Here is a 20966-nt window from a genome sequence, read left to right on the forward strand (position 1 = left end):
TCATATAGATGAGATTATAGCAAAAGAGCCCTTTCCCTCCCTTATTTACTTTGGGTTAAGTATAATACAACTCTTATTTACGAGGGAGAATGTGTGATTTTCGGAAAAATAGATTTTTTAAATCTCCTCCCCTTTCACGTTTTTATCAAACGCTATGCACGCAGCACCCGTTTCCACCAAAGCCTCTATTACCACAAAGGGGTCCCTTCGGCACTCAATCGCGATTTTGCCATGCGTCGAATCGACGCGGCGTTTATCTCCAGTATCACTGCGCAAAACTGCCGTCATTTCGGTGTAGGAATTGTCGCTAAACAAGAAGTATTGAGCGTTTTATCACTTCCCAATCCCGATAAAGCCGATACCGATTCTGCAACCTCCAATCTCCTTGCCCGTCTCCTCGATATTCACGGTGAGGTGCTGATCGGTGATAAGGCACTTCGCTACTATTACAGCGGCGGAGAACATACCGATCTTGGGAAAGTGTGGTATGAACGAACAAGATTGCCGTTTGTCTTTGCCCTGCTGTGTACCCACTACCACACCGATGAACTGAGACGACTCAGCCGCGCATTTGTCTCCAAAAAGGTGAAAATTCCTTATTATATGCTGATGGAAGCGTCTCATCAAAGCGGACTCTCTCCGTCGCAAATCACCCATTATTTAAAATTTATCAGTTACAAAGTGGGTGCGAAAGAGGAAAAAGGGTATAAAAGATTTGTGAGAGAGGCGAAAGAGAGGGGATTAAACCCCTCTCTCGGAAAGATTAGGTATTAGTGATTTAAAAGTGCTTCGATGCGTGCCAACGTCTCATCCACGCCGATGATCGCCATAACGGTATCGAGTCCCGGACCGCTGAGTTTTCCCATCAACGCGATACGCAATGGCTGACCGATTTTCCCGAATCCGATTTCGAGTTGTGCCACGACCGCTTCCATCACATGGTGATAATCGGTTGGCAAATGGAGCTCACCGCTGTTTTTGAGTGCCTCGGCAAAAGCTTCTAAAATCGCTTTACTCTCCTCTTTGTACCCTTTTTTCAATGCCGCTTCATCAAACTCAGCGGGACGAACCAAAATTTCACCGATAAGATTCGCCATCTCCACCAACGTTTTTGCCCGTTCTTTGAGAGCATCCAGGAGGATTTCACGCTTATCATGACTGATGAGCATCACACCGTGAAACTCCAAGAGTTCGCACAGTTTATCGTTGGACATATTTTTGAGGTAGTGGCTGTTGAGCCAATCGAGCTTCTCAACATTATAAACCGATGCGGAGCGGTTGATGTCGCTCGGATCGAAAAGCTCCAGCATCTCCGCCATCGAAAAAATCTCCTGATCTCCGTGGCTCCATCCCAAACGAACAAGGAAATTAAGCAATGCTTCGGGGGTATACCCCATTTGCTTGTACATCATCACGTCGGTTGCCCCGTCACGTTTGGAGAGCTTTTTCCCTTCGTGATTGTGAATCATCGGTACATGGAAAAAACGGGGGATCGGAAAACCGAGGGCCTCATATACCACGATTTGTTTTGGGGTGTTAGAGAGGTGATCGTCTCCGCGGATTACGTCGGTAACTCCCATTAATGCATCATCTACCGCAACGACAAAGTTATACGTAGGGGTACCATCGGCACGGGCGATAATAAAATCATCCAGAATATCGGCAACATTGAAAACCACATCCCCTTTAACACCGTCATGTACCGTAATCGACCCTTCCAACGGAGCTTTGATCCGGATAACCGCTTCGCGCCCCTCAGGAGCTTCCCCTGTAAAATCCCGGTAACGGTTGTCGTATTTAGGACGCTCTTTACGGGCCGTCTGCTCTTCGCGCAAGGCATCCAGCTCATCTTTGGACATATAACATTTGTAGGCTTTACCCGAATCCAAAAGTTTTTTGGCGTACTCTTGGTAGATTCCCAAACGGCTCGATTGGTATTCGATCTCTCCGTCGTGCTCTAATCCGACCCATTTAAACGCTTCGACAATGGCACGCGCCGCGGCTTCATCATTGCGGCTAAAATCGGTATCTTCAATACGGAGCAAAAACTTTCCGCCGTTACGCCGTGCCCAGAGATAACTGAGCAGAGCCGTGCGTAATCCGCCGATGTGAAGATACCCTGTCGGGCTTGGGGCAAATCTGGTTACTACCATCGTAAAATCCTTCTTGGATGCAATTGCGCAATTTTAGTTGAGGCTATGTTAAAAGCGGGTAAAATAGGAAACTTTACCAAGGAGCATCGATGCGTTCTTTAACCCTTTCGACTTTATTAGCCACTTTTTTATGGAGTGCCCCCATCGGCGGAGTGGCCGTATTGGTCAAAAACAGTCCTATTACCCTTTATGAGGTGAGCCAAGAGATGAAACAAAGCGGTACGAATGCTACGCAGAGTACCGATACGTTAATCCGCAAAAAACTGGAACAACTCGAAGCCGAAGAGAAAAAGATTACCGTTACGTCAACGGAAATCAACGAAGAATTAAACCGCATGGCGTCGCAAAACAATCTTACAATGGAACAGTTTCTTAATGCCATGCAAAATGTTCGAGGTCTCAGCGAAAAAGATCTTAAAGCCAAGGTAGAAGAGACGATCAAAGGGCAAAAACTCTATAGTGCTATCGCTTTTTCAAAAATGGGTCAGCCCACGGCGGAGGAAGAAGCCGAATACTATCAGCTCCATTTGGATGAATTTTCACGTCCGGAAAGTTTTGACGTAACCACTTATTTTTCAGCTTCTCAAGAGACATTAGCAGCTCAAATTTCTGATCCGATGCGCCATATGGAAGCAATTCAGACGAAAGAAGAAAATATTCCGTTCGGTAAAATCAATCCTCAGTTGGCTCAGATTCTCAATAAAACACCCAACGGAAGCTTTAGTCCCATTCTCCCCAACGGAAAAAACGGGTTTATGAGTTTTTACATGCGGGATAAACAAAACATCATCACTGAAAGTTTGGATTCCGTACGCCCCCAAATCGCAAATGCCATTATCGGCGATAAACGCAACCAGGTTCTGAATGACTATTTTACGAAATTGCGGCTCAGCGCGGACATTAAAATTTTACGACTTCCTTGAAAAACGTTCAAGGGGCGGCTTAAGAAGCCACCATCTCATTTAGAATATCGAAAAGGGCAACGCTTGCGCGTTCCGCTTCTTCAAAACAAGCTGCAATCGCTTTTGCATGACGGATCGGATCATCATTCAACAACTGCATCGCTTTTTTAACCTCTTCGTGCACTTTTTTATGCGGTTCTAACATTTTTGCATAGGCGGCCGTTGAAGAAAATATCGTTTTTCCATCACCGCTCTCATACCATTTTCCGAGTGCACATGCGTGATGATCATTGAATTCATGACTGACTTTTCCTTCGAAACCGGCAGCATAGGCATTATTTTTGAAAATCATGTGATCAATTTTTGCCATGTTGGTAAATATCTCATAACTGATAGACTGATTATCATCTTTGATTTGTTCGACATTGCGGATTAATTGGGCCAAAACCGTTTTAAATTGATCGAGTTTTTGGGATGAATCGGAAGCATACTCTTCAACCCGCTCGCTATTTTCCAGCATTCCGACCGAATTTTGTTTCAGAACGCTGATATTCGCCTCCACTTCGCTCGTCGCTTTTTGGGTACGCTCCGCCAGTTTTCGTACTTCGTCGGCAACGACGGCAAACCCGCGACCGTGCTCACCCGCTCGTGCCGCTTCGATTGCCGCATTGAGCGCCAACAAGTTGGTTTGATCGGAGATATCTTTAATCAAAGTAATAACATTGGATATTTCACTTACATTATGGTTGAGTTGTTCTGAATTGGCACGGGAATCATTAATCATTTCCGTAATTTTTGACATACTCGCCATAATCTCATCGGTTTGAGCACTCACATTATCGACAACCTCTCCGGTATCATAATTCAAGCTGTTCACGCTATGGAGATTCTTAATGTTGCCTTCCAATGAGTTCCTAAGGCTTCCGGCATTATGAACGGAGCCTTGAATCATTTGGCGTGCCAAGGTCAAGGACATCTCATTTTTTTCCATCTGCTCTTCAGATTTTGCTTTTGAACGCATCGCTTCTTCAGCCCGCTCTTCGGCTACCCTGGCAATCTTTTCAACTTTGTCAATGAAAATATTAAAGCTCATTGCCGCTTTTCCGATTTCATCATTCGATGTAATGCGCAAACGCTTGCTTAAATCAGCATCTCCACTGGCTAATTCTTGCGCAATCATGTCAAGATTTTTTATCGGTTCCGTCACAACACGGCGGATAATGACGATGAGTAATATAAGGATAATGGCATCCATAAGCGTCATAATAACCACTTGACGCAATAAGGAATCTTCCGCTTGGCTAATCAGGTTTTCGACTGTTTCAAGCTTTTTGGCCGAAAACGCGTATCCAACCGCTTCACCGGAGTAATCTTTAATCATTATCGGCATTACGTAGTAGTTTTCAGTCGTAAATGAGCCGGCTTTCGGGTCAAATTCAGCTTCGTTCAATTCAGCCAAAAATTCCTTGTCAACGACATCTTCTTTGACAGCCAGTGTAAAGTTTTTACCTACTTGCTGAGCTTTTTGAAGCTCTTTCGCATTCTCCAAATAACGATTATCCAGCGCTATGACTAACTCGGTTCCGAAATTCTTGCGCATATCTTTGATAACCGAATTAAGCCCCTGCATAAACTCAACCGACCCCACATACTCTCCGCCGGAGATAACCGGTGCAATACCGCGAAGCTCTAATCCGGCCACTCCAATTTCAATGGCCACAAGAGGTTTTTGAGTCTCTTTAACCGCAAGAATCGTTTTGCGAAAACCGCTCAAATCATCACCGAACTTTTCAGGTTTCCATACACGAATAAAACTGTGGACATTGCGATCATGGACATGGATTTTAATGTTTCCGAATTTGGTATGTTCTTTATACTCTTTTGAAAGGGATTTTAGATTTTTAAGAGTCTCCTCACGATCACCACTGGCAAGGCCATTAACAATGGCACTGTTTTTTGCAATACTGATGGCATTCGTAATGCCGACACTGTTTTTAGCCTCTATCGCCTCATCAAAGATCGTCGTCATCTCTTTGGATTGAGAAGCATAAATATCTTCACGAATCTGATCCAGTGAAATCCAATAATTGATCACAACCACAATAAACCCGATTATAATCGATGCAATCAGCGGAACATGTACTTTCTGCGCAATACTAAGATGATTCATAAGTACCTTTTCATTGTCATATTTTTCCTACAATAGAATATCGCATTAATGTAAAATTTGCGTAAAGTGAATAATGAAGAAGGGCTATAGCAACGGATACAACAGCTCTTAGCCGTTGTATTTTTCGAGGTATTTGGTATCGAAGTTATTGTTGATGAAATCGGGATTTTTCATCATTTTCATGTGAAAAGGGATGGTTGTTTTAATACCGGTAATCGTAAATTCACTCAATGCACGGTGCATCCGTGCGATGGCATCGTTACGATCTTTACCGTATACAATCAGCTTCCCGATCATCGAATCATAGGTTGGAGGAACAATATATCCCCCGTGTGCATGTGAGTCAACGCGCACATTACGCCCGCCCGGAGCAATCCACTGAGTGATTTTTCCTGGACACGGCAAAAATTTGATCGGATCTTCGGCCGTAATACGGCACTCGATGGAATGACCAGTAAGGACAACGCTCTCTTGAGCAGGGAGAGCTTCACCCTCAGCTACACGGATCATCATCTCAATCAAATCGAGTCCGCTTACCATCTCGGAGACACAGTGCTCTACCTGAAGACGGGTATTCATCTCCATAAAATAGAACTTTTTATCAGCATCGAGAAGGTATTCGAATGTCCCAGCCCCTTCATATTTAATATACTTGGTGGCACGGACTGCCGAAGCATGTAATTCGGCACGAATTTCAGGGGTCAAAGCGACAGCCGGAGACTCTTCGATCAATTTTTGGTGACGACGCTGCATCGAACAGTCACGCTCACCGATATGAAGTACATTTCCGTGACTGTCGGCAATCACTTGTACTTCGATATGACGAGGATTTTTGATGAATTTTTCCATGTAAATGGTTCCATCGCCGAATGCCCCGATGGCTTCCGCTTCTGCGGCCAAAAATGCGTTTTCGATGTAACTCTCATCTTCAACCACACGCATCCCGCGTCCGCCGCCGCCGGCTGCCGCTTTAAGGATAACCGGATAACCAACCTCTTTGGCACGAACTTTTGCTTCCGCGATATCTTTGATAGCGCCGTCAGATCCCGGAACAACCGGAACACCTGCCGCGATCATAACCTCTTTGGCTTTTGATTTATCGGACATCATCACCATCACTTCAGGAGTCGGTCCGATGAATTTTATCCCGTGATGGGTACAAATTTCTACGAAATGTTGATTTTCAGACAAAAACCCGTATCCCGGAAATACCGCATCACATTGACTGATTTCAGCCGCTGCGATGATAGCAGGAATATTGAGATAACTTTGAGAACTAGGAGCTGCGCCGATGCAAATTGCAGCGTCAGCCAATTTGAGATACGAAGCCTCTTTATCGGCAGTTGAATAGACCGCTACCGCTTCTTTACCCATCTCTTTGATTGTACGGATGGCACGAAGCGCGATTTCACCGCGATTCGCGACTAAAATACGTTTGATTTCCGCCATGACTTAGAGCTTCTTAACAGAAAAAAGTGGCATATCGTATTCAACAGCCTGAGCATCCGATACCAATACATTAAGTATTTCACAATCAAATTCTGCTTCAAGCTCATTCATAATTTTCATCGCTTCCAAAACAGCAATCACCTGCCCTTTCTTAACACGGTCACCCACTTTTACAAATGGAGCCGAATCAGGAGAAGGGGCAGAATAAAATGTCCCGACCATCGGAGAAACGATCATATCACCGGTCTGAACTGCCACCGCAGGAACTGCAGTTTCTACCGCAGCCGGTTGTGCAACCGAAGCTGCTGCTACCGCAATCGGAGCTGCCATTACCGGTGCGCTCACGACACCGATATTTTTTTCAAGTTCAATCGAAAAAGCATCTTGAGTAATTTTTAATTTTGAAAGAGTACTTGCGTCAAACTCTTGCAAAAGTGCTTTGATTTGTTTCATATCCATCGGAAAATGCTCCTAAAAGTAGGTTAATAGATGTGTTATACTACCACAAATAAAATTAACAACGGATATGAAGATGGGTCTCAAAAGCGACGGATGGATTCGAGAAATGGCATTAAAGGAGGGGATGATTTCCCCATTTTGTGAGGATCAGGTGGGGGTTGGCGTCGTCAGTTATGGCCTTAGTTCATACGGTTACGATATCCGCGTGACGAATGAATTTAAAATTTTCACCAATTTAAACTCCACAGTTGTCGATCCGAAACACTTCGATGATATGAATGTCGTTGATTTCGTTGGAGATGTCTGTATCGTCCCGCCAAACTCTTTTGCTTTGGCACGAACCGTCGAATATTTTAAAATTCCTCGTGACGTCCTCGCTATCTGTTTGGGTAAATCAACCTATGCCCGCTGCGGCATTATTGTGAACGTCACCCCTTTTGAACCTGAATTCGAGGGTCATATTACGATCGAAATCTCCAATACTACCCCTCTTCCGGCAAAAATTTATGCCAATGAAGGGATAGCGCAAGTCCTCTTTTTACAAGGAGATGAGATGTGTGAAACCAGTTATAAAGATAAAAGCGGTAAGTATCAGGGACAAGAGGGGATAACCCTTCCGCGGATTTTAAATTAACTAGTGGTACAATTGCGATAAATTTCCACGCAAGGACACTTAATGTTGCACGAATACCGCGATGTAATCACCCATATGAAACAAAATGATGCGGCAAATGCCCACTTTTTGAAAATTTTTGATCGTCACAACGATCTTGACAACCAAATTACCAAAGCTGAAAACGGCGAAATTCCGTTGAGTGATCTTGAGCTTGAAAAACTCAAAAAAGAGAAATTATTGCTTAAAGACGAAGCATATGCCATGGTTATCGAATACAAAAAAGAGAACAACCTCTAAGTTTCATCCTTCCTCTCCCCTGTGCGGGAGATTTCTTCTTCCCCATTTTTCCTCTATGTTGATTTACTTTTTAGCTTTAAATGGATACGATTTACGTTTTCGTGAACTCACCCAAGAGGTAATTGAATGATATCTACCACTTCGTACGCCGCATTGTCCGAATTCGGACGCTCTTTGTTGAAACGTCCGACCCTCTCCGAGGGGCTTCCCATGATATCGGAATACGCTAAACAGGTTAGCGGTGCCGAACGGTGCTCTATTTTTATCTACAACCCAAAACTTAAAATGCTCTGGACAACGTTGGCTGACGGGGTAGAGAAACTCATGGTCCATCAAGACGACGGCATCGTAGGGCATACACTCAAAGAGGCCAAACCTATTTTGGTGAATGATCCGTATGACGACCCTCGATTTTTGCACACCATCGATCAAAAGACGGGGTTCGTTACTGAAAATATCGCTTCTATCCCGGTTTTTAACTCATCACGCAATGTGATCGGTGTATTTCAACTCCTCAACAAACCCGGAGGTTTTTCACGGGAGGATGTCAGATTTATGATTTTTTTTGCACACTATATCAGCGGCTATCTCGAACTTGCCATGCTTTTCGATGATGAAGCTTCGCTTCTGAACAAGGAGGAAGAATGAGTTTGGAAATCTATAAACGGATTGCCGATTTCGGCAAACGGCTCAGTGCCCTCGAACATATTGAAGAGGCTTTGCCCAGTATCTCCGAAGAGGCTAAAGCAATTGTCAATGCGGAGCGGTGTTCTATCTTCATTGTAGATCAAAACGGAGGTATGCTCTGGACAAAATTGAGTGATGGGATTGGGCGTATCGCCATCGGAATCGATTCGGGGATTGTTGGGGAAACCGTACGTTCGAAAACGACCCAGTTAGTCAATCATCCGTATGAAGATGGCCGTTTTTTAGCTAAAATCGATGAAAAAAGCGGCTTTGTCACCCGCAATATTCTCGCCGTTCCTATTTTCAACTCCCGTCAGGAGGTTATCGGGGTCATTCAGATGCTGAACAAATACAATGGCGATTTTAATGAAAAAGATGAAGGGATAATGAGCTTTTTTGCCAACTATGTGAGCGGAACATTGGAACTGGCATTGTTGATGGAGAAAAAATAATTCTACTCTCCGTCATTCCCGTGAAGACGGGAATCTAGCTGGTTTCAGTGACATCGGTGTTACATACATTGATCCAATCTAAAAATGATAAGCAGTTATCGTTTTTTTTTAACGCTTTACGCCCTGGTATGACGACATATCACAACAACTCCCGCTTTATCCAATGGCTGAGGACGTAAAGTCCCCACACATGTTGTTTAAATTTTCCTCGACGCGCTAAGTCTAAATATTCTTCAATCACTTCGGGATAAAATAGCCCCGTTTTCTCATTCACTTCCCGTATCAGCTCAATGCGCCCAGAAGCAATCAGCCATTCCATATAGGGGTTTGCAAATCCTTTTTTACGACGATCAATGATTTCATCACTAAGATAGTTGCGGGCAATCTGCTTAAGAAGCGTTTTGGTTGACCCCGTTCCGATACGGAGAGCCGGATCAACCGATAAGACTGTCTCAGCCAACTGATGATCCAAAAACGGTGTCCGCGCTTCGATGGTATGGGCCATCGAAACCCGATCAAGCTTTGTCAGAAAATGTTCTCCGACAAAGAGTTTCAAATCAATCATGCTGTACCATAAACTTGGGTCACGATGTGCACCTTCAAACGATTGACGGTAGCTCTGCAAAAATCGCAACGATTCGTTATCCCGAATATTGCGACGAAAAAGCCTGTTTTGCTGCAAATCGGTAAATTTTTCCCCCGAAGTCCGAAACAACAGCGTATCGTCAAAAACCCGCTTGTACCATTCCCACTCCCGGTTCATCGAAAAATGGGCATGAAAATACTTTTTCAGCCAGTTTTTGTGATGCAACGAGGCCGCCTTTTCGATATCAAGATATTCGAAATATTGCCGATATCCTAAAAATAACTCATCCGAACCTTCCCCGCTCAAAACAACGTTGTATCCCTCTGAGCCGATTTTTTTCATCAGCAAATAGAGCGGCAATGCCGCAGGATCGTTGAGCGGTTCATCCATGTGTGTCAGTAATGCATCAAGCGATTCATGAAAATCATCTTGTGAAATAACCACCTCAGTATGATTCAGATCTAAATATTCAGCCGTTTTGCGGGCATTTACACGTTCATCATAACTGCCGTACTCATCATACCCCAGGGTAAAAACAGGGAGCTTTTTACCTTGACGTGCAGCAACCGCACAAATCATCGCACTGTCCACCCCCCCGGAGAGAAGAGCCGCAGTCGGTACTTCCGTATCGAGACGCACGGCAATGGAGCGATGAAGTTCAGCTTCGATCCGCTGCAATGCATCCATCGAATCTGTTATCACCGAAGAGGCTATAGTGAATAGATCATAGTAGCGGTGTTTGGTGATTTTACCCTGCTCAAAGCAGAGCCATTCCCCACTCTCAAGCTTTTCAACCCCTTGATAAAACGTATGGGGCGGGGAAGGTGCCAAAAAAGAGAGATAGGAGTGCAACGCCTCTTCGTTCATTTTAACTGAGGATAAAAAAGGCTTAATCGCTTTGATCTCCGAAGCAAATACAAAGATATCTTTCCCCTGATGATAGAAAAGGGGCTTTTTTCCGAAGCGATCCCGTACGAGGTAGAGCTTATCCCCATCCATTAGGGCAAACGCGAACATCCCGGATAAGTATTCCACACACCCGATTCCCCATCTTTCATACGCGGCCAATACTATTTCGGTATCGCTCGATGTTTCCCAGTGCGAAATACACAAGCGTTCTCGCACTTCATGATGGTTATAAATTTCTCCGTTAAAGCTGATCAGAAGAGTGCCGCGACGCATCGGCTGATGAGATCTGCTATGGATGTCAGTTATGGAAAGACGCTGATGGGCGAGAAAGAACCCAGCTCGTTCTACCACACCGCAATGATCCCGTCCACGATGGCTCAACCTCTCTAGCGCATCACGCGCTTTGAGAGGAGAGTAATCACCGATAATCCCGAATACACCGCACACATCAAACCTTTTTTTTCGCAATTATACGCTATCATAACCCGGAAATACATTGTAATCATACAGGGGAAAAATGAGTCTTTTTTTTACTAAACTTTTTTCTATCCTGACACGACACGACAAAAAATTCCTTTTACTTTTAATTTTCATCTCGATTGCCGTTTCCCTTGTCGAGATGATCGGGGTTGGGGTCATTCTCCCCTTTATCACCATCGCCGGTGATTTTTCCACCATCCATTCGACTCCCTATATCGAATCACTTTACCGTTTTTTTCATTTTAAAAACGAGATCGATTTTGTCGTAGCCCTGGGTATTGCTCTTTTGCTCTTTTACTTTTTACGTTCGCTTCTCAATCTTGGCTATTTTTACCTTCTGGCAAAGTTTTCCAAAGGGCGGTACCATCTCCTCGCCTACCGTCTTTTCGAAAACTATCTGGGAATGAGCTATCGTTCTTTTATCGATAAAAACAGTGCGGATCTTAGTAAAGCGATCATCAATGAAGCGCAGAATATGACCAATCTCATTTCCGGTCTGCTGCTCATGCTCAGCGAAATGTTTGTCGTGATTTTCATTTATGCCATCATGCTCATCATTAACTGGAAAATCACCCTTCTCATCAGTATCATTCTCATCGTCAACGCCGTTCTTTTGGTCACAACCGTCTCTCGTGCCATCAAAAAATCGGGTATCCGGCGCGAAAAACACCAAAAGAAGTTTTATGAGATCATCCAAAGCTCTCTCGGTAATTTCAAAATGATGAAACTCACCTCCAATACCGAATCGGTTCTCGAAAAATTCGACCACGCCAGTTCGGGCTATGCGTCAGCTAATATCCGGAATGAGACCCTTGCCCATTTTCCCAGACTTTTTTTGGAAGCACTTGGGTTTGGAATTATTATCTTTATGGTCATCTATCTCGTCTTAAAATACCAAGCGGATATCTCCGGAGCCTTACCCCTGATCTCGATGTTTATATTGGGACTATATCGCCTAATGCCCTCTGCCAACCGTATCCTCAGCGGCTACAATCAAATCCTTTTTTACAAAAGTTCTCTCGATATTATCCACAACGATTTAATGTATGATGCGGAAAAACTGCAAGACACCCCTATCCTTTTTAACCAATCCCTACAGCTTGATCATATCAGCTTCGAATACGACGAGTCCAAACCTGTCTTGAGTGACATCAACTTCACAATTCACAAAGGGGAGAAAATCGCTTTCATCGGCGAAAGCGGCAGCGGCAAATCGACCCTTATAGACCTCATCATCGGCCTCTACCGTCCTAAACACGGCACCATTACGGTCGATGGGGTACCTTTAAATGAAAGCAACATCAAAGCATGGCGCAGTAAAATCGGCTACATTCCCCAAACCATCTATCTCTTTGACGGCACTGTCGTCCAAAACGTCGCATTTGGACGTAAAGTCGATGAAGAAAAAATTAGACACGTGCTGCGTCAAGCGAATATTCTGGACTTTTTAGAAACGGATCACGACGGCCTCCATACCATGGTCGGCGATGGCGGAATCAAACTCAGCGGCGGCCAGCGTCAACGGATCGCCATTGCCCGCGCCCTTTACTCTGAGCCGGAAATTCTGGTTTTGGATGAAGCGACCAGTGCACTTGACACCGATACCGAAGCAAAGATTATGGAAGAAATCTATAAAATAAGTGAGACTAAAACCTTGATTGTCATTGCACATCGGCTCAGTACGATAGAGGGGTGCGGAAAAATTTACACATTACTTGATCATTGTATTAAAGACACTAATATATGAGCAACCATTTCGTTTCGATAGCAATGGCTACCTGTAATGGTGAAAAATTTTTGCCTAGACAGCTTGAATCCATATTAGCTCAGACACATCAGAATTTTGAAATTATCATTTGCGATGATGCATCGAAAGATAAAACACAAGATATTTTATCAACATATGCCAAAAAAGATGATCGTATTAAATTTTTTTTGAACATGGCGAATATAGGTTTTGTAAAAAACTTTGAAAAAGCTCTGTCATTTTGTAATGGACAATATATTGCTCTAGCGGATCAAGACGATATATGGGAAAAAAACAAACTGGAAATACTAATTAGTGAAATAGGCCCTAATTCCTTAATCCACAGCGATTGTTCAATCATTGATGATCAAGATAACGTCCTGAGTTTACAATGGAAAAAAGATAGTGGAGATTTACTAGATATCAAAAGTTTACTTTTTAAAAATGTGGTTACAGGATGTACAATACTCCTAAAAAAAGAGTTACTTAAAACAGCATTACCTTTTCCTGAAAACATTGCTTACCATGACTGGTGGCTAGCAATATGTGCTGCAAAAGATAAAAAAATTTGTTATACAAAAAAATCATTAACTCGATATCGGCAGCATAGTGAACAGAATACAGGTATAGGATCCAATCGCAAGCCCTCACTCTTACGAGATATTTATCATAATGTTATTAATCGATTGAAAAATACTGATTTTCATAGAGCAACAGTATATCGAAAGCAAAAACAAAATCTACATGCAATTAAGAACATAGACTGTATCCGTGAACACTCTTTAATTATTGATGACGCAATGCTTTATTTTGACAACTATCTCGATAATCAAATACATATAAAAACATTCTTCTTAGGATTGAAATACCACAAAATACTTTATCCACATAAAAACTATCTGTATCTAAAAAATTTTTTATTGGATATTATCGGATGAAAAAAATTTGTGGAGTAGTTGTTTTATACAATCCTGATTTATCCGTATTGACAAATATTTTTTCTTACATCAATCATATCGATCTTCTTTACGTTGTAGATAACTCTGAGCAAAAAGATCCTACTATCGTAACTAAATTATCAAAAATAGCAAAAATTCAATATTTAGACAATGATGGTAATCAAGGGATTGCCAATGCTCTTAATCTTGCTGCTATAAAAGCAATCGAAGCTGGATATCAATGGCTTTTGACGATGGATCAAGACAGCAGCTTTTCCAATGAGATGATTATTGCTTTTCTTGCATGTTTTCAACACTATAAATCAAAAGAAAAGATTGCTATTTTTTCACCTTCACACGACTTTGTTGGCCTAAACGCTATCAATAACCAACAGTGTGAAAGCACTTCTCAACTTATTGTAATGACATCGGGTAATCTTCTTAATCTTTCAACGTATCCAGAAATTGGAGGATTTAAAGAAAAACTTTTTATTGATGGTGTTGATCACGACTATTGTCTTAAAGCAAAAAAATTAGGCTTTTCAATTCTTCAGTTTCAAAATATTCTCCTTAATCATGAGCTGGGCGAACCTAAAATTATTCGACGACACGGCAAAGAGATATCGTTCAGAACCCATTCTCCGCAACGTTTTTACTACATCACACGAAACAGTTTGTATATGTGGCAGGCACATCGGCATGCTTTTCCCGATTTTGTCAATAAACGAATTTTCGAGATATTCAAAGCAATTATTTTTGCATTGATTTATGATGACCAAAAAATTTTACGTTTAATCAATGTATTACGGGGTATATTTCATTTTATTGTAGGGCGCTATGGAAAATAGTCTTGTATCAATCGCAATGGCCACCTACAACGGAGAAAGATTTTTACGCGAACAAATCGACTCCATTGCAAAGCAAACCTACACGAATCTTGAAATCATCATTTGCGATGATTGTTCTACCGATGACACTTGGCCTATTTTGGAAGAATACGCTCGTACTGACAGCCGTATTCAAATTTTTCAAAATAAAAAAAATCTCGGCACCGTTAAAAATTTTGAAACGGCAATTTCGAAATGCAAAGGGGTGTTTATTGCATTGTCCGACCAAGATGACATTTGGCTTAGCCAAAAAATTGAAATTTGTATGCAGCACATGCTGCAGACTACGGCAACCCATCCCGGTATTCCGGTTCTCGTCCATACCGATCTTTGCCTGATCGATGAGACCGGAAAAAGACTGGCCTCTTCTATGTGGAATGAACAAAAAAATTTCCCTCATCTCTATACATACCCTGAGCAGGTTGCCGTTCACAACTTTGTTACCGGCTGTACATTACTCATGAATCGCGAAAGCCTTGCCATATCCCTTCCCTTTCCGCTTGAAGTTGTCATGCACGACTGGTGGATTGCGCTGAACGTCATCAAAAAAGGACTTATTGTCTCTATTGATATTCCGACGATTCTTTATCGCCAGCACGGCAATAATCAAATAGGTTTTCACAAAAACGACACCACATTTTTCATCCAAAAGCTTTTTCAAGTTTCACAAACGATTGGCAATAATCAAAAAGTTTGGCATATGCTCAAAGCTCTGGACTTTCCAATCAATATTCTCAAACTTATCTACTACAAAATAGTGTTTAGTATCTTTAGGTAAAAAGGCCGTTATCATGATGATTGACATCCTCCTCGCGACGTATAACGGCGAAAACTTCTTAGCCGAACAGATCAACTCGATCCTCGCACAAACGTTTGACGAGTGGAGACTGTTAATTCGGGATGACGGTTCAACCGACGCAACACGACAGATTATCACGGACTTCTTTCAGCGCTATCCCGATAAAATCGTCGTAATCGATGATACGGATAAGAATCTCGGTGTAACTCATAATTTTGAACGGCTGATGGAACATTCGAATGCACCCTACGTAATGTTTTGCGATCAGGATGATATTTGGTTTCCTGACAAAATCGAAAAAAGCTTACAGGCTTTGCATCAGATGGAGCAACGCTATCCCTCCCCCATACCGCTTCTTGTGTATACGAATTTATCCGTTTGCAATGCGGAGGGAATCAAAATACACGATTCGTTTTGGGAATACCAAAAGATCAATCCGCATCTCCCATGCGATTACACCAAAGCATTGCTTCAAAATAACGCCACGGGAAATACGATGATCTTTAACCGGGCATTGATCGATCAAGCCCTTCCTTTTCCAAAAGAAGCCGTTATGCATGATTGGTGGACAGCATTGGTCGCACTCTATTTAGGAAAAATCACGTTACTGACACAACCGACCCTTCTTTATCGCCAGCATGAGAAAAATGTATCCGGGCCCAAAGGGACAAAGCTTTTTCCCCTGTTAAAAAAAGGGCTCACGTATTGTGCGATACTGAAGAACGCGATCCTTCAAAGCAAAAGTTTTTTAGACCGGTACCAAACAATCCTGACACATAAGCAAATAGGTATCCTAGAGGTATTTGGTGCCATTTTAAAGCAAAATAGATTTTTGAGAGCCATTCATCTTCTCCGCCACCGTTTTTTATCATGGAGTGACTTCAAAGATATTGTAAAATTCGTGGTATTGCTAGTGTGTTCAAGAGAGAAGCAAAAATGATTTTTGGTTTCCTTTCTCATCTCGATCTCAACCTCTGGCTTTTTCGCCTCCCCATCATGCTAGAGCTCGTACGGCAGGGGCACACCGTATATGCCATTTGCCCAAATGGAGAAGTAAGCAACTCCTTTGCCGAGCACGGCATACGCCACGTCCCTTATACCATTAGCCGGTCCAGCCTCAACCCCTTTAAAGAGTTAGGTGCCATTCACAATATCTACAAGGCCATTAAACCGCTGGGTCTCGATATCCTGCACACCTTTACCGCCAAGCCCAATATTTACGGAACGATTGCGGGAAAATCGGCAAAAGTCCCCCGCATCATCAACCTCGTCGAAGGGTTGGGAAGTTTTTATCTCGAAGAGGATCTCAAAAGCCGTATCGTCAGGGGAATCATCGAATTCCTCTACGCCCGAATTTTTCACCTCTCCGATACGGTGATGTTCGTCAATCAGGATGATCCGGCCTATCTGATCTCCAAAAAAATTGTTGACCCCGCAAAAGTATTTATCATCAAAGGGGTGGGAATCGACACCGATGAATGGAAGCCCTTACCCAAAGAGGATGAATGGATCCGCGTCACGATGATCGCCCGGGCGATAAAGCATAAAGGGGTTCATGAGTTTATCGATGCGACGGCGATCCTCGGCGAAAAATATCCGGAGGTTACATTTCAATTTGTCGGTTCACCCGACGGGGGGAACCTTTTTAGCGTCACCGAAGAATTTATGAAAAACCAACCTCACCTCCATTATCTAGGACAGCAAGATAATATTCGGCATATTATTTCTCAAAGCAGCGTTTTTGTCCTCCCCAGCTATCGTGAAGGGCTGCCGCGTACCTCGATGGAAGCAATGAGTATGGGTCTGCCGATCGTCACCACCGATGCAGTCGGATGCCGTGAGACAGTAGAGGACGGGGTTAACGGTTTTTTGGTTCCGCCGAAAAATGCGGCCGCGCTCGCGGAAGCGATTGAGAAACTGATACTCAATCCGATCTTACGGGAACAAATGGGACGTGCCGGGAGAGAAAAAGCGATTCGGGAGTTCGATGTGGCTACCATTGTCGATCAACATCTTGAAGTGTATGGATTACGCCGTGTACGTTAACCTCATCAAACCTCTCATCGACCGGCTCGCGGCACTCTTGCTCCTGATTTTCTTGTCACCGCTAATACTCCTCACGGCCATACTCATTGCCCTTACCCTCGGAACCCCTGTCATATTTGCCCAAAAACGCCCCGGACTGCAGGGAAAGATATTCACCATCTATAAATTTCGGAGCATGAGTGATGACAGAGACAGCAGCGGCGAACTTCTCAGCGATGCTGCGCGTCTTAAAGGGGTCGGCAAAATCGTGCGGAGTCTGAGCCTCGACGAGCTTCCTCAGCTGTGGAACGTCCTACGGGGCGAGATGAGTTTTGTGGGACCGAGACCTTTATTGGTCGACTATGTGGAATTGTATAATGACGAACAAAAACAGCGTCACAACGTCAAGCCCGGTATCACCGGATGGGCACAGATCAACGGACGCAATGCAATAAGCTGGGAAAAGAAATTTCGGTATGATGTCGAATATACCCGGAAGATTTCGTTTTGGTTTGATCTCAAAATCATTTTTTTGACGATCCTGAAGGTCTTTAAAAAAGAGGGGATATCCCAAGAGGGAAATGTGACGATGGAAAAATTCAATGGAACCAACTAAAGAGATTTACATTTACGGGATGAGCGGACACGGCCGTGTCGTTGCGGATGTCGCTTTAGCCTGCGGATACACGATTGCAGGCTGGATTGATGACGCGGATACCAACGATGTTCCCAACTGGGAGACGTTTGAGCGATTGCATACCGACGGTGCGATTGCATTGGGGATAGGAGACAATCGTACCCGTTCACGCATAGCGGACAAAATCATCCTCGCAGGGCATACCCTTCCTCCGCTTATCCATCCCTCGGCAATTATTTCCCCCTCAGCAACGATCGGGATAGGAAGCCTTGTCATGCCCCTGTGCGTCGTTAATGCCAATGCGATGATTTCCAGAGGGACCATCGTTAATTCCGGAGCGATTATCGAACACGACTGTATCCTGGGCGCGTATTCCCATATTTCACCCAATGCATCCCTCGCCGGAGGGGTTAGCGTAGGAGACTTTACCCATATCGGAATAGGCTCCGTTATCCTTCAAAATATTACGGTTGGCCAGAATACCATCGTCGGAGCCGGTGCCGTGGTGATCGACAATTTGCCGGACAACTGCACCGCCGTAGGGGTACCCGCGAATATCATCCGTTCTTAAAACCTCTTAAAAGTGTTTTTAGAGGTTGGATTGGATACACTTAAATCCGTTTTTTGACAACACAAATACATAAAGAAGGCAGTCATACTATCCATGAAATTTCTTCAACTTAAATCAGACACGACCAACCTCAAAATACTTTTTATTTTTCTGATTATCGCCTATCTCTTCTCTCTCTCAATGCGCTATGTCTGGGTAGCCGAATTACAAGGGGTGGAGCAGTTTCATTGGAACAATGAGCTGATGATCAACACGAATGACGGCTACTTTTTTGCCGAGGGGGCACGGGATATACTCAACGGTGCACATCAGCCTAACGACCTTTCTCCCGTGAACGAGCCGATTTCACTGCTCACCGCGTGGCTCTCTAAAATTATCCCGGTCAGTTTTGAAACACTCATCCTTTATATGCCTTCGTTTATCGGTTCGCTTATTGTCATCCCGATTATTTTAATCGGCCATACGCTCGGTCAAACCCGCATCGGATTTATAGGTGCCCTTATCGCCGGGGTTGCCAATAGCTATTACAATCGTACCATGACGGGGTACTACGATACCGATATGCTCACCGTCGTGCTTCCTCTCTTCGCCATTTATTTTGTTATCCTGGCGATCACCCATCAGCGCAACCGTTTTCTCATCCCAATTACCCTTTCTTTTGCATTGAATCAATGGTGGTATCCTCAGAGTTATTCGCTCAATACCGCTCTTTTGCTCACCACTTTAGCCTATGCCCTCCTCTTTGAACGTAAAAATCATTATTTTTATAAAATAGCTTTGTTTATTATTATCGGTATTTTATCACTCCCGATTTGGATCAACATTACCGCGGCAATAGCCGTATTCGCTTTTTTCCACTTTCAGCCGAAACTCGATCAAAAATGGTTTTGGCCTCTGTTCGGGGCGATTGTGACCCTTTATTTTGCCACAGGGGGAGTCGATCCTATCTGGGCACAACTCAAAAGCTACCTTTTCCGTGAAAGCCTCTCCAGCGAAGAGGGGGGACTCCATTTTTACAACGTCGCCCAAACGGTCCGGGAAGCGGGAAATATCCCCTTTACGGTTTTTGCCGAACGGATCAGCGGACATACCGTCACGTTTGCGATAGGATTCATCGGCTATCTCCTCGCGATTATCGCCTATCGTCCCCTTTTAATTACCCTTCCTCTGGTAGGACTCGGATTTATCGCGATGTCTGCGGGCTTGCGCTTTACCATCTATGCCGTAGCCCCGATGGCCATCGGATTTGGATATTTTTTACTGCTCATTACCCGACCGATCGAAAAAGGGTGGCTCCGTGCCGTTGCATTGCTCTTTTTCACAACCGCTGCCCTTTATCCGAACTATCTCCATATCAAAGAGTACATGACCCCGACCGTATTGACGACCAAGGAGGTGGCAACGCTCACACACCTCGGCGAACTTTCCAAAGAAGAGGACTATGTCATCGGATGGTGGGATTACGGGTATCCACTCCGTTATTACAGCAACGTAAAAACCCTCGTCGATGGGGGAAAACACAGCGGTGATGTCAACTATCCCGCCAGTTACATCCTCACGCAACCGCAGCAGAATGCTGCTTTTATGGCCCGTTTGAGTGTCGAATATACCGAAAAAGGGTATGAAAGTAACAAAAGTGCCCTTATTGCCGAAATGCTCAAAAGCTATCAAGCCCAAAGCGTCGATGATCTCATGGTGACTGCTCAGCTTCATCCCGAATCTCTTCCGAAAGCGACGCGTGATGTCTATCTGTATCTGCCGCTGCGGATGATGGACATTCTCCCTACGGTGACCCTCTTTAGCTATCTCGATCTCAAAAATCCCGATAACGCGCTGCAACAGCCGTTTTTTTACGCAACCCAACAGATTCAAGAGACCGATAAAACGGTTGAACTCGGCAACGGTATCTCGATCATCAAAGATAAAAATATTCTCAAACTCGGCAATCAAGAGGCAACCATCAAAAGCTTTTACCAAGTGGGCTACGATTCGACTCAAAAACTGCAAGTCAATGAACAGCAATTTGCTTCGGACGGCCTCAATGTCATTTTCATGGCAAGTTATGGCCGCTTTTTGATTCTGGATGATTTTTATCTGAACTCCGCATACATTCAAATGTTTGTCTTTGATCGTTACGATCCGAAATTATTCGAACCCGTCATTCTTGATCCGATGAGCAAAGTCTATAAACTGAAAGTATGA

The 20966-nt window shown here is 43.7% G+C and carries 20 protein-coding genes; 15 read left to right on the forward strand and 5 right to left on the reverse strand.

Annotated elements, in window-relative coordinates; translation table 11 throughout:
* Window positions 1–93: 93 nt before the first annotated feature.
* Window positions 94–774, forward strand: coding sequence for an MqnA/MqnD/SBP family protein (locus WB308_RS02335; protein ID WP_424188589.1), 681 nt, complete (start codon window positions 94–96; stop codon window positions 772–774).
* On the opposite strand, the gene gltX is transcribed toward WB308_RS02335, so the two are convergent.
* Window positions 771–2153: a glutamate--tRNA ligase gene (gene gltX / locus WB308_RS02340; protein WP_424188591.1), complete on the reverse strand. Its 1383-nt coding sequence runs from the start codon at window positions 2151–2153 to the stop codon at window positions 771–773. The two genes, WB308_RS02335 and gltX, sit on opposite strands and share 4 nt — an antisense overlap.
* A gap of 89 nt (window positions 2154–2242) precedes the next feature.
* Here gltX and WB308_RS02345 point away from each other — a divergent pair, with 89 nt between their 5' ends.
* Entirely contained in the window at window positions 2243–3076 is an 834-nt protein-coding gene (locus tag WB308_RS02345; protein ID WP_424188593.1) for a peptidylprolyl isomerase, read from the forward strand.
* Window positions 3077–3095: 19 nt separating this feature from the next.
* Here WB308_RS02345 and WB308_RS02350 read toward each other — a convergent pair whose 3' ends face one another.
* From WB308_RS02350 to accB, 3 genes are all read right to left on the reverse strand, one after another.
* Window positions 3096–5225 carry a methyl-accepting chemotaxis protein gene (locus WB308_RS02350; RefSeq protein WP_424188595.1) on the reverse strand — a complete coding sequence of 710 codons (2130 nt, stop codon included), beginning with the start codon at window positions 5223–5225 and terminating at the stop codon, window positions 3096–3098.
* Between the two features lie 108 nt (window positions 5226–5333).
* Window positions 5334–6674, reverse strand: coding sequence for an acetyl-CoA carboxylase biotin carboxylase subunit (locus WB308_RS02355; RefSeq protein ID WP_424188597.1), 1341 nt, complete (start codon window positions 6672–6674; stop codon window positions 5334–5336).
* 3 nt (window positions 6675–6677) lie between these two features.
* Window positions 6678–7133, reverse strand: a complete 456-nt coding sequence (gene accB / locus WB308_RS02360; protein ID WP_424188599.1) for an acetyl-CoA carboxylase biotin carboxyl carrier protein — start codon at window positions 7131–7133, stop codon at window positions 6678–6680.
* A gap of 73 nt (window positions 7134–7206) precedes the next feature.
* Between accB and dcd the strand changes: the two genes are divergently transcribed.
* The 4 genes from dcd (at window position 7207) to WB308_RS02380 (ending at window position 9185) form a co-directional block, all read left to right on the forward strand.
* Window positions 7207–7767, forward strand: coding sequence for a dCTP deaminase (gene dcd, locus WB308_RS02365; protein ID WP_424188601.1), 561 nt, complete (start codon window positions 7207–7209; stop codon window positions 7765–7767).
* Between the two features lie 42 nt (window positions 7768–7809).
* Window positions 7810–8046, forward strand: a complete 237-nt coding sequence (locus WB308_RS02370) for a YdcH family protein (RefSeq protein ID WP_424188603.1) — start codon at window positions 7810–7812, stop codon at window positions 8044–8046.
* Window positions 8047–8172: 126 nt separating this feature from the next.
* On the forward strand, window positions 8173–8694 hold the full coding sequence (locus WB308_RS02375; RefSeq protein WP_424188605.1) for a GAF domain-containing protein: 522 nt from the start codon (window positions 8173–8175) through the stop codon (window positions 8692–8694).
* Window positions 8691–9185 carry a GAF domain-containing protein gene (locus WB308_RS02380; protein ID WP_424188607.1) on the forward strand — a complete coding sequence of 165 codons (495 nt, stop codon included), beginning with the start codon at window positions 8691–8693 and terminating at the stop codon, window positions 9183–9185. The genes WB308_RS02375 and WB308_RS02380 overlap by 4 nt, the downstream gene beginning before the upstream one ends.
* A gap of 139 nt (window positions 9186–9324) precedes the next feature.
* On the opposite strand, the gene asnB is transcribed toward WB308_RS02380, so the two are convergent.
* On the reverse strand, window positions 9325–11148 hold the full coding sequence (gene asnB, locus WB308_RS02385) for an asparagine synthase (glutamine-hydrolyzing) (RefSeq protein ID WP_424188609.1): 1824 nt from the start codon (window positions 11146–11148) through the stop codon (window positions 9325–9327).
* Window positions 11149–11197: 49 nt separating this feature from the next.
* Here asnB and WB308_RS02390 point away from each other — a divergent pair, with 49 nt between their 5' ends.
* The 9 genes from WB308_RS02390 to WB308_RS02430 all read left to right on the forward strand — a co-directional run bounded on the left by WB308_RS02390 (window position 11198) and on the right by WB308_RS02430 (window position 20966).
* Window positions 11198–12907: an ABC transporter ATP-binding protein gene (locus WB308_RS02390; protein WP_424188611.1), complete on the forward strand. Its 1710-nt coding sequence runs from the start codon at window positions 11198–11200 to the stop codon at window positions 12905–12907.
* Window positions 12904–13845 carry a glycosyltransferase family 2 protein gene (locus tag WB308_RS02395; RefSeq protein WP_424188613.1) on the forward strand — a complete coding sequence of 314 codons (942 nt, stop codon included), beginning with the start codon at window positions 12904–12906 and terminating at the stop codon, window positions 13843–13845. The genes WB308_RS02390 and WB308_RS02395 overlap by 4 nt, the downstream gene beginning before the upstream one ends.
* Entirely contained in the window at window positions 13842–14693 is an 852-nt protein-coding gene (locus tag WB308_RS02400) for a glycosyltransferase (protein WP_424188615.1), read from the forward strand. The genes WB308_RS02395 and WB308_RS02400 overlap by 4 nt, the downstream gene beginning before the upstream one ends.
* Entirely contained in the window at window positions 14683–15510 is an 828-nt protein-coding gene (locus WB308_RS02405; protein WP_424188617.1) for a glycosyltransferase family 2 protein, read from the forward strand. Before WB308_RS02400 ends, WB308_RS02405 begins: the two co-directional genes overlap by 11 nt.
* Window positions 15511–15523: 13 nt before the next feature.
* Window positions 15524–16471: a glycosyltransferase family 2 protein gene (locus WB308_RS02410; RefSeq protein ID WP_424188619.1), complete on the forward strand. Its 948-nt coding sequence runs from the start codon at window positions 15524–15526 to the stop codon at window positions 16469–16471.
* Window positions 16468–17577 carry a glycosyltransferase family 4 protein gene (locus WB308_RS02415; RefSeq protein ID WP_424188621.1) on the forward strand — a complete coding sequence of 370 codons (1110 nt, stop codon included), beginning with the start codon at window positions 16468–16470 and terminating at the stop codon, window positions 17575–17577. Before WB308_RS02410 ends, WB308_RS02415 begins: the two co-directional genes overlap by 4 nt.
* Window positions 17555–18172, forward strand: coding sequence for a sugar transferase (locus WB308_RS02420; protein ID WP_424188623.1), 618 nt, complete (start codon window positions 17555–17557; stop codon window positions 18170–18172). Before WB308_RS02415 ends, WB308_RS02420 begins: the two co-directional genes overlap by 23 nt.
* Window positions 18159–18764 (forward strand): acetyltransferase, encoded by a 606-nt coding sequence (locus WB308_RS02425; protein WP_424188625.1) that lies wholly within the window; start codon window positions 18159–18161, stop codon window positions 18762–18764. The genes WB308_RS02420 and WB308_RS02425 overlap by 14 nt, the downstream gene beginning before the upstream one ends.
* A gap of 93 nt (window positions 18765–18857) precedes the next feature.
* The gene (locus WB308_RS02430; RefSeq protein WP_424188627.1) at window positions 18858–20966 is read left to right on the forward strand and encodes an STT3 domain-containing protein; all 2109 of its coding nucleotides are present in this window, start codon (window positions 18858–18860) and stop codon (window positions 20964–20966) included.

The organism is Sulfuricurvum sp., from assembly GCF_049587615.1.
GTDB lineage: Bacteria > Campylobacterota > Campylobacteria > Campylobacterales > Sulfurimonadaceae > Sulfuricurvum.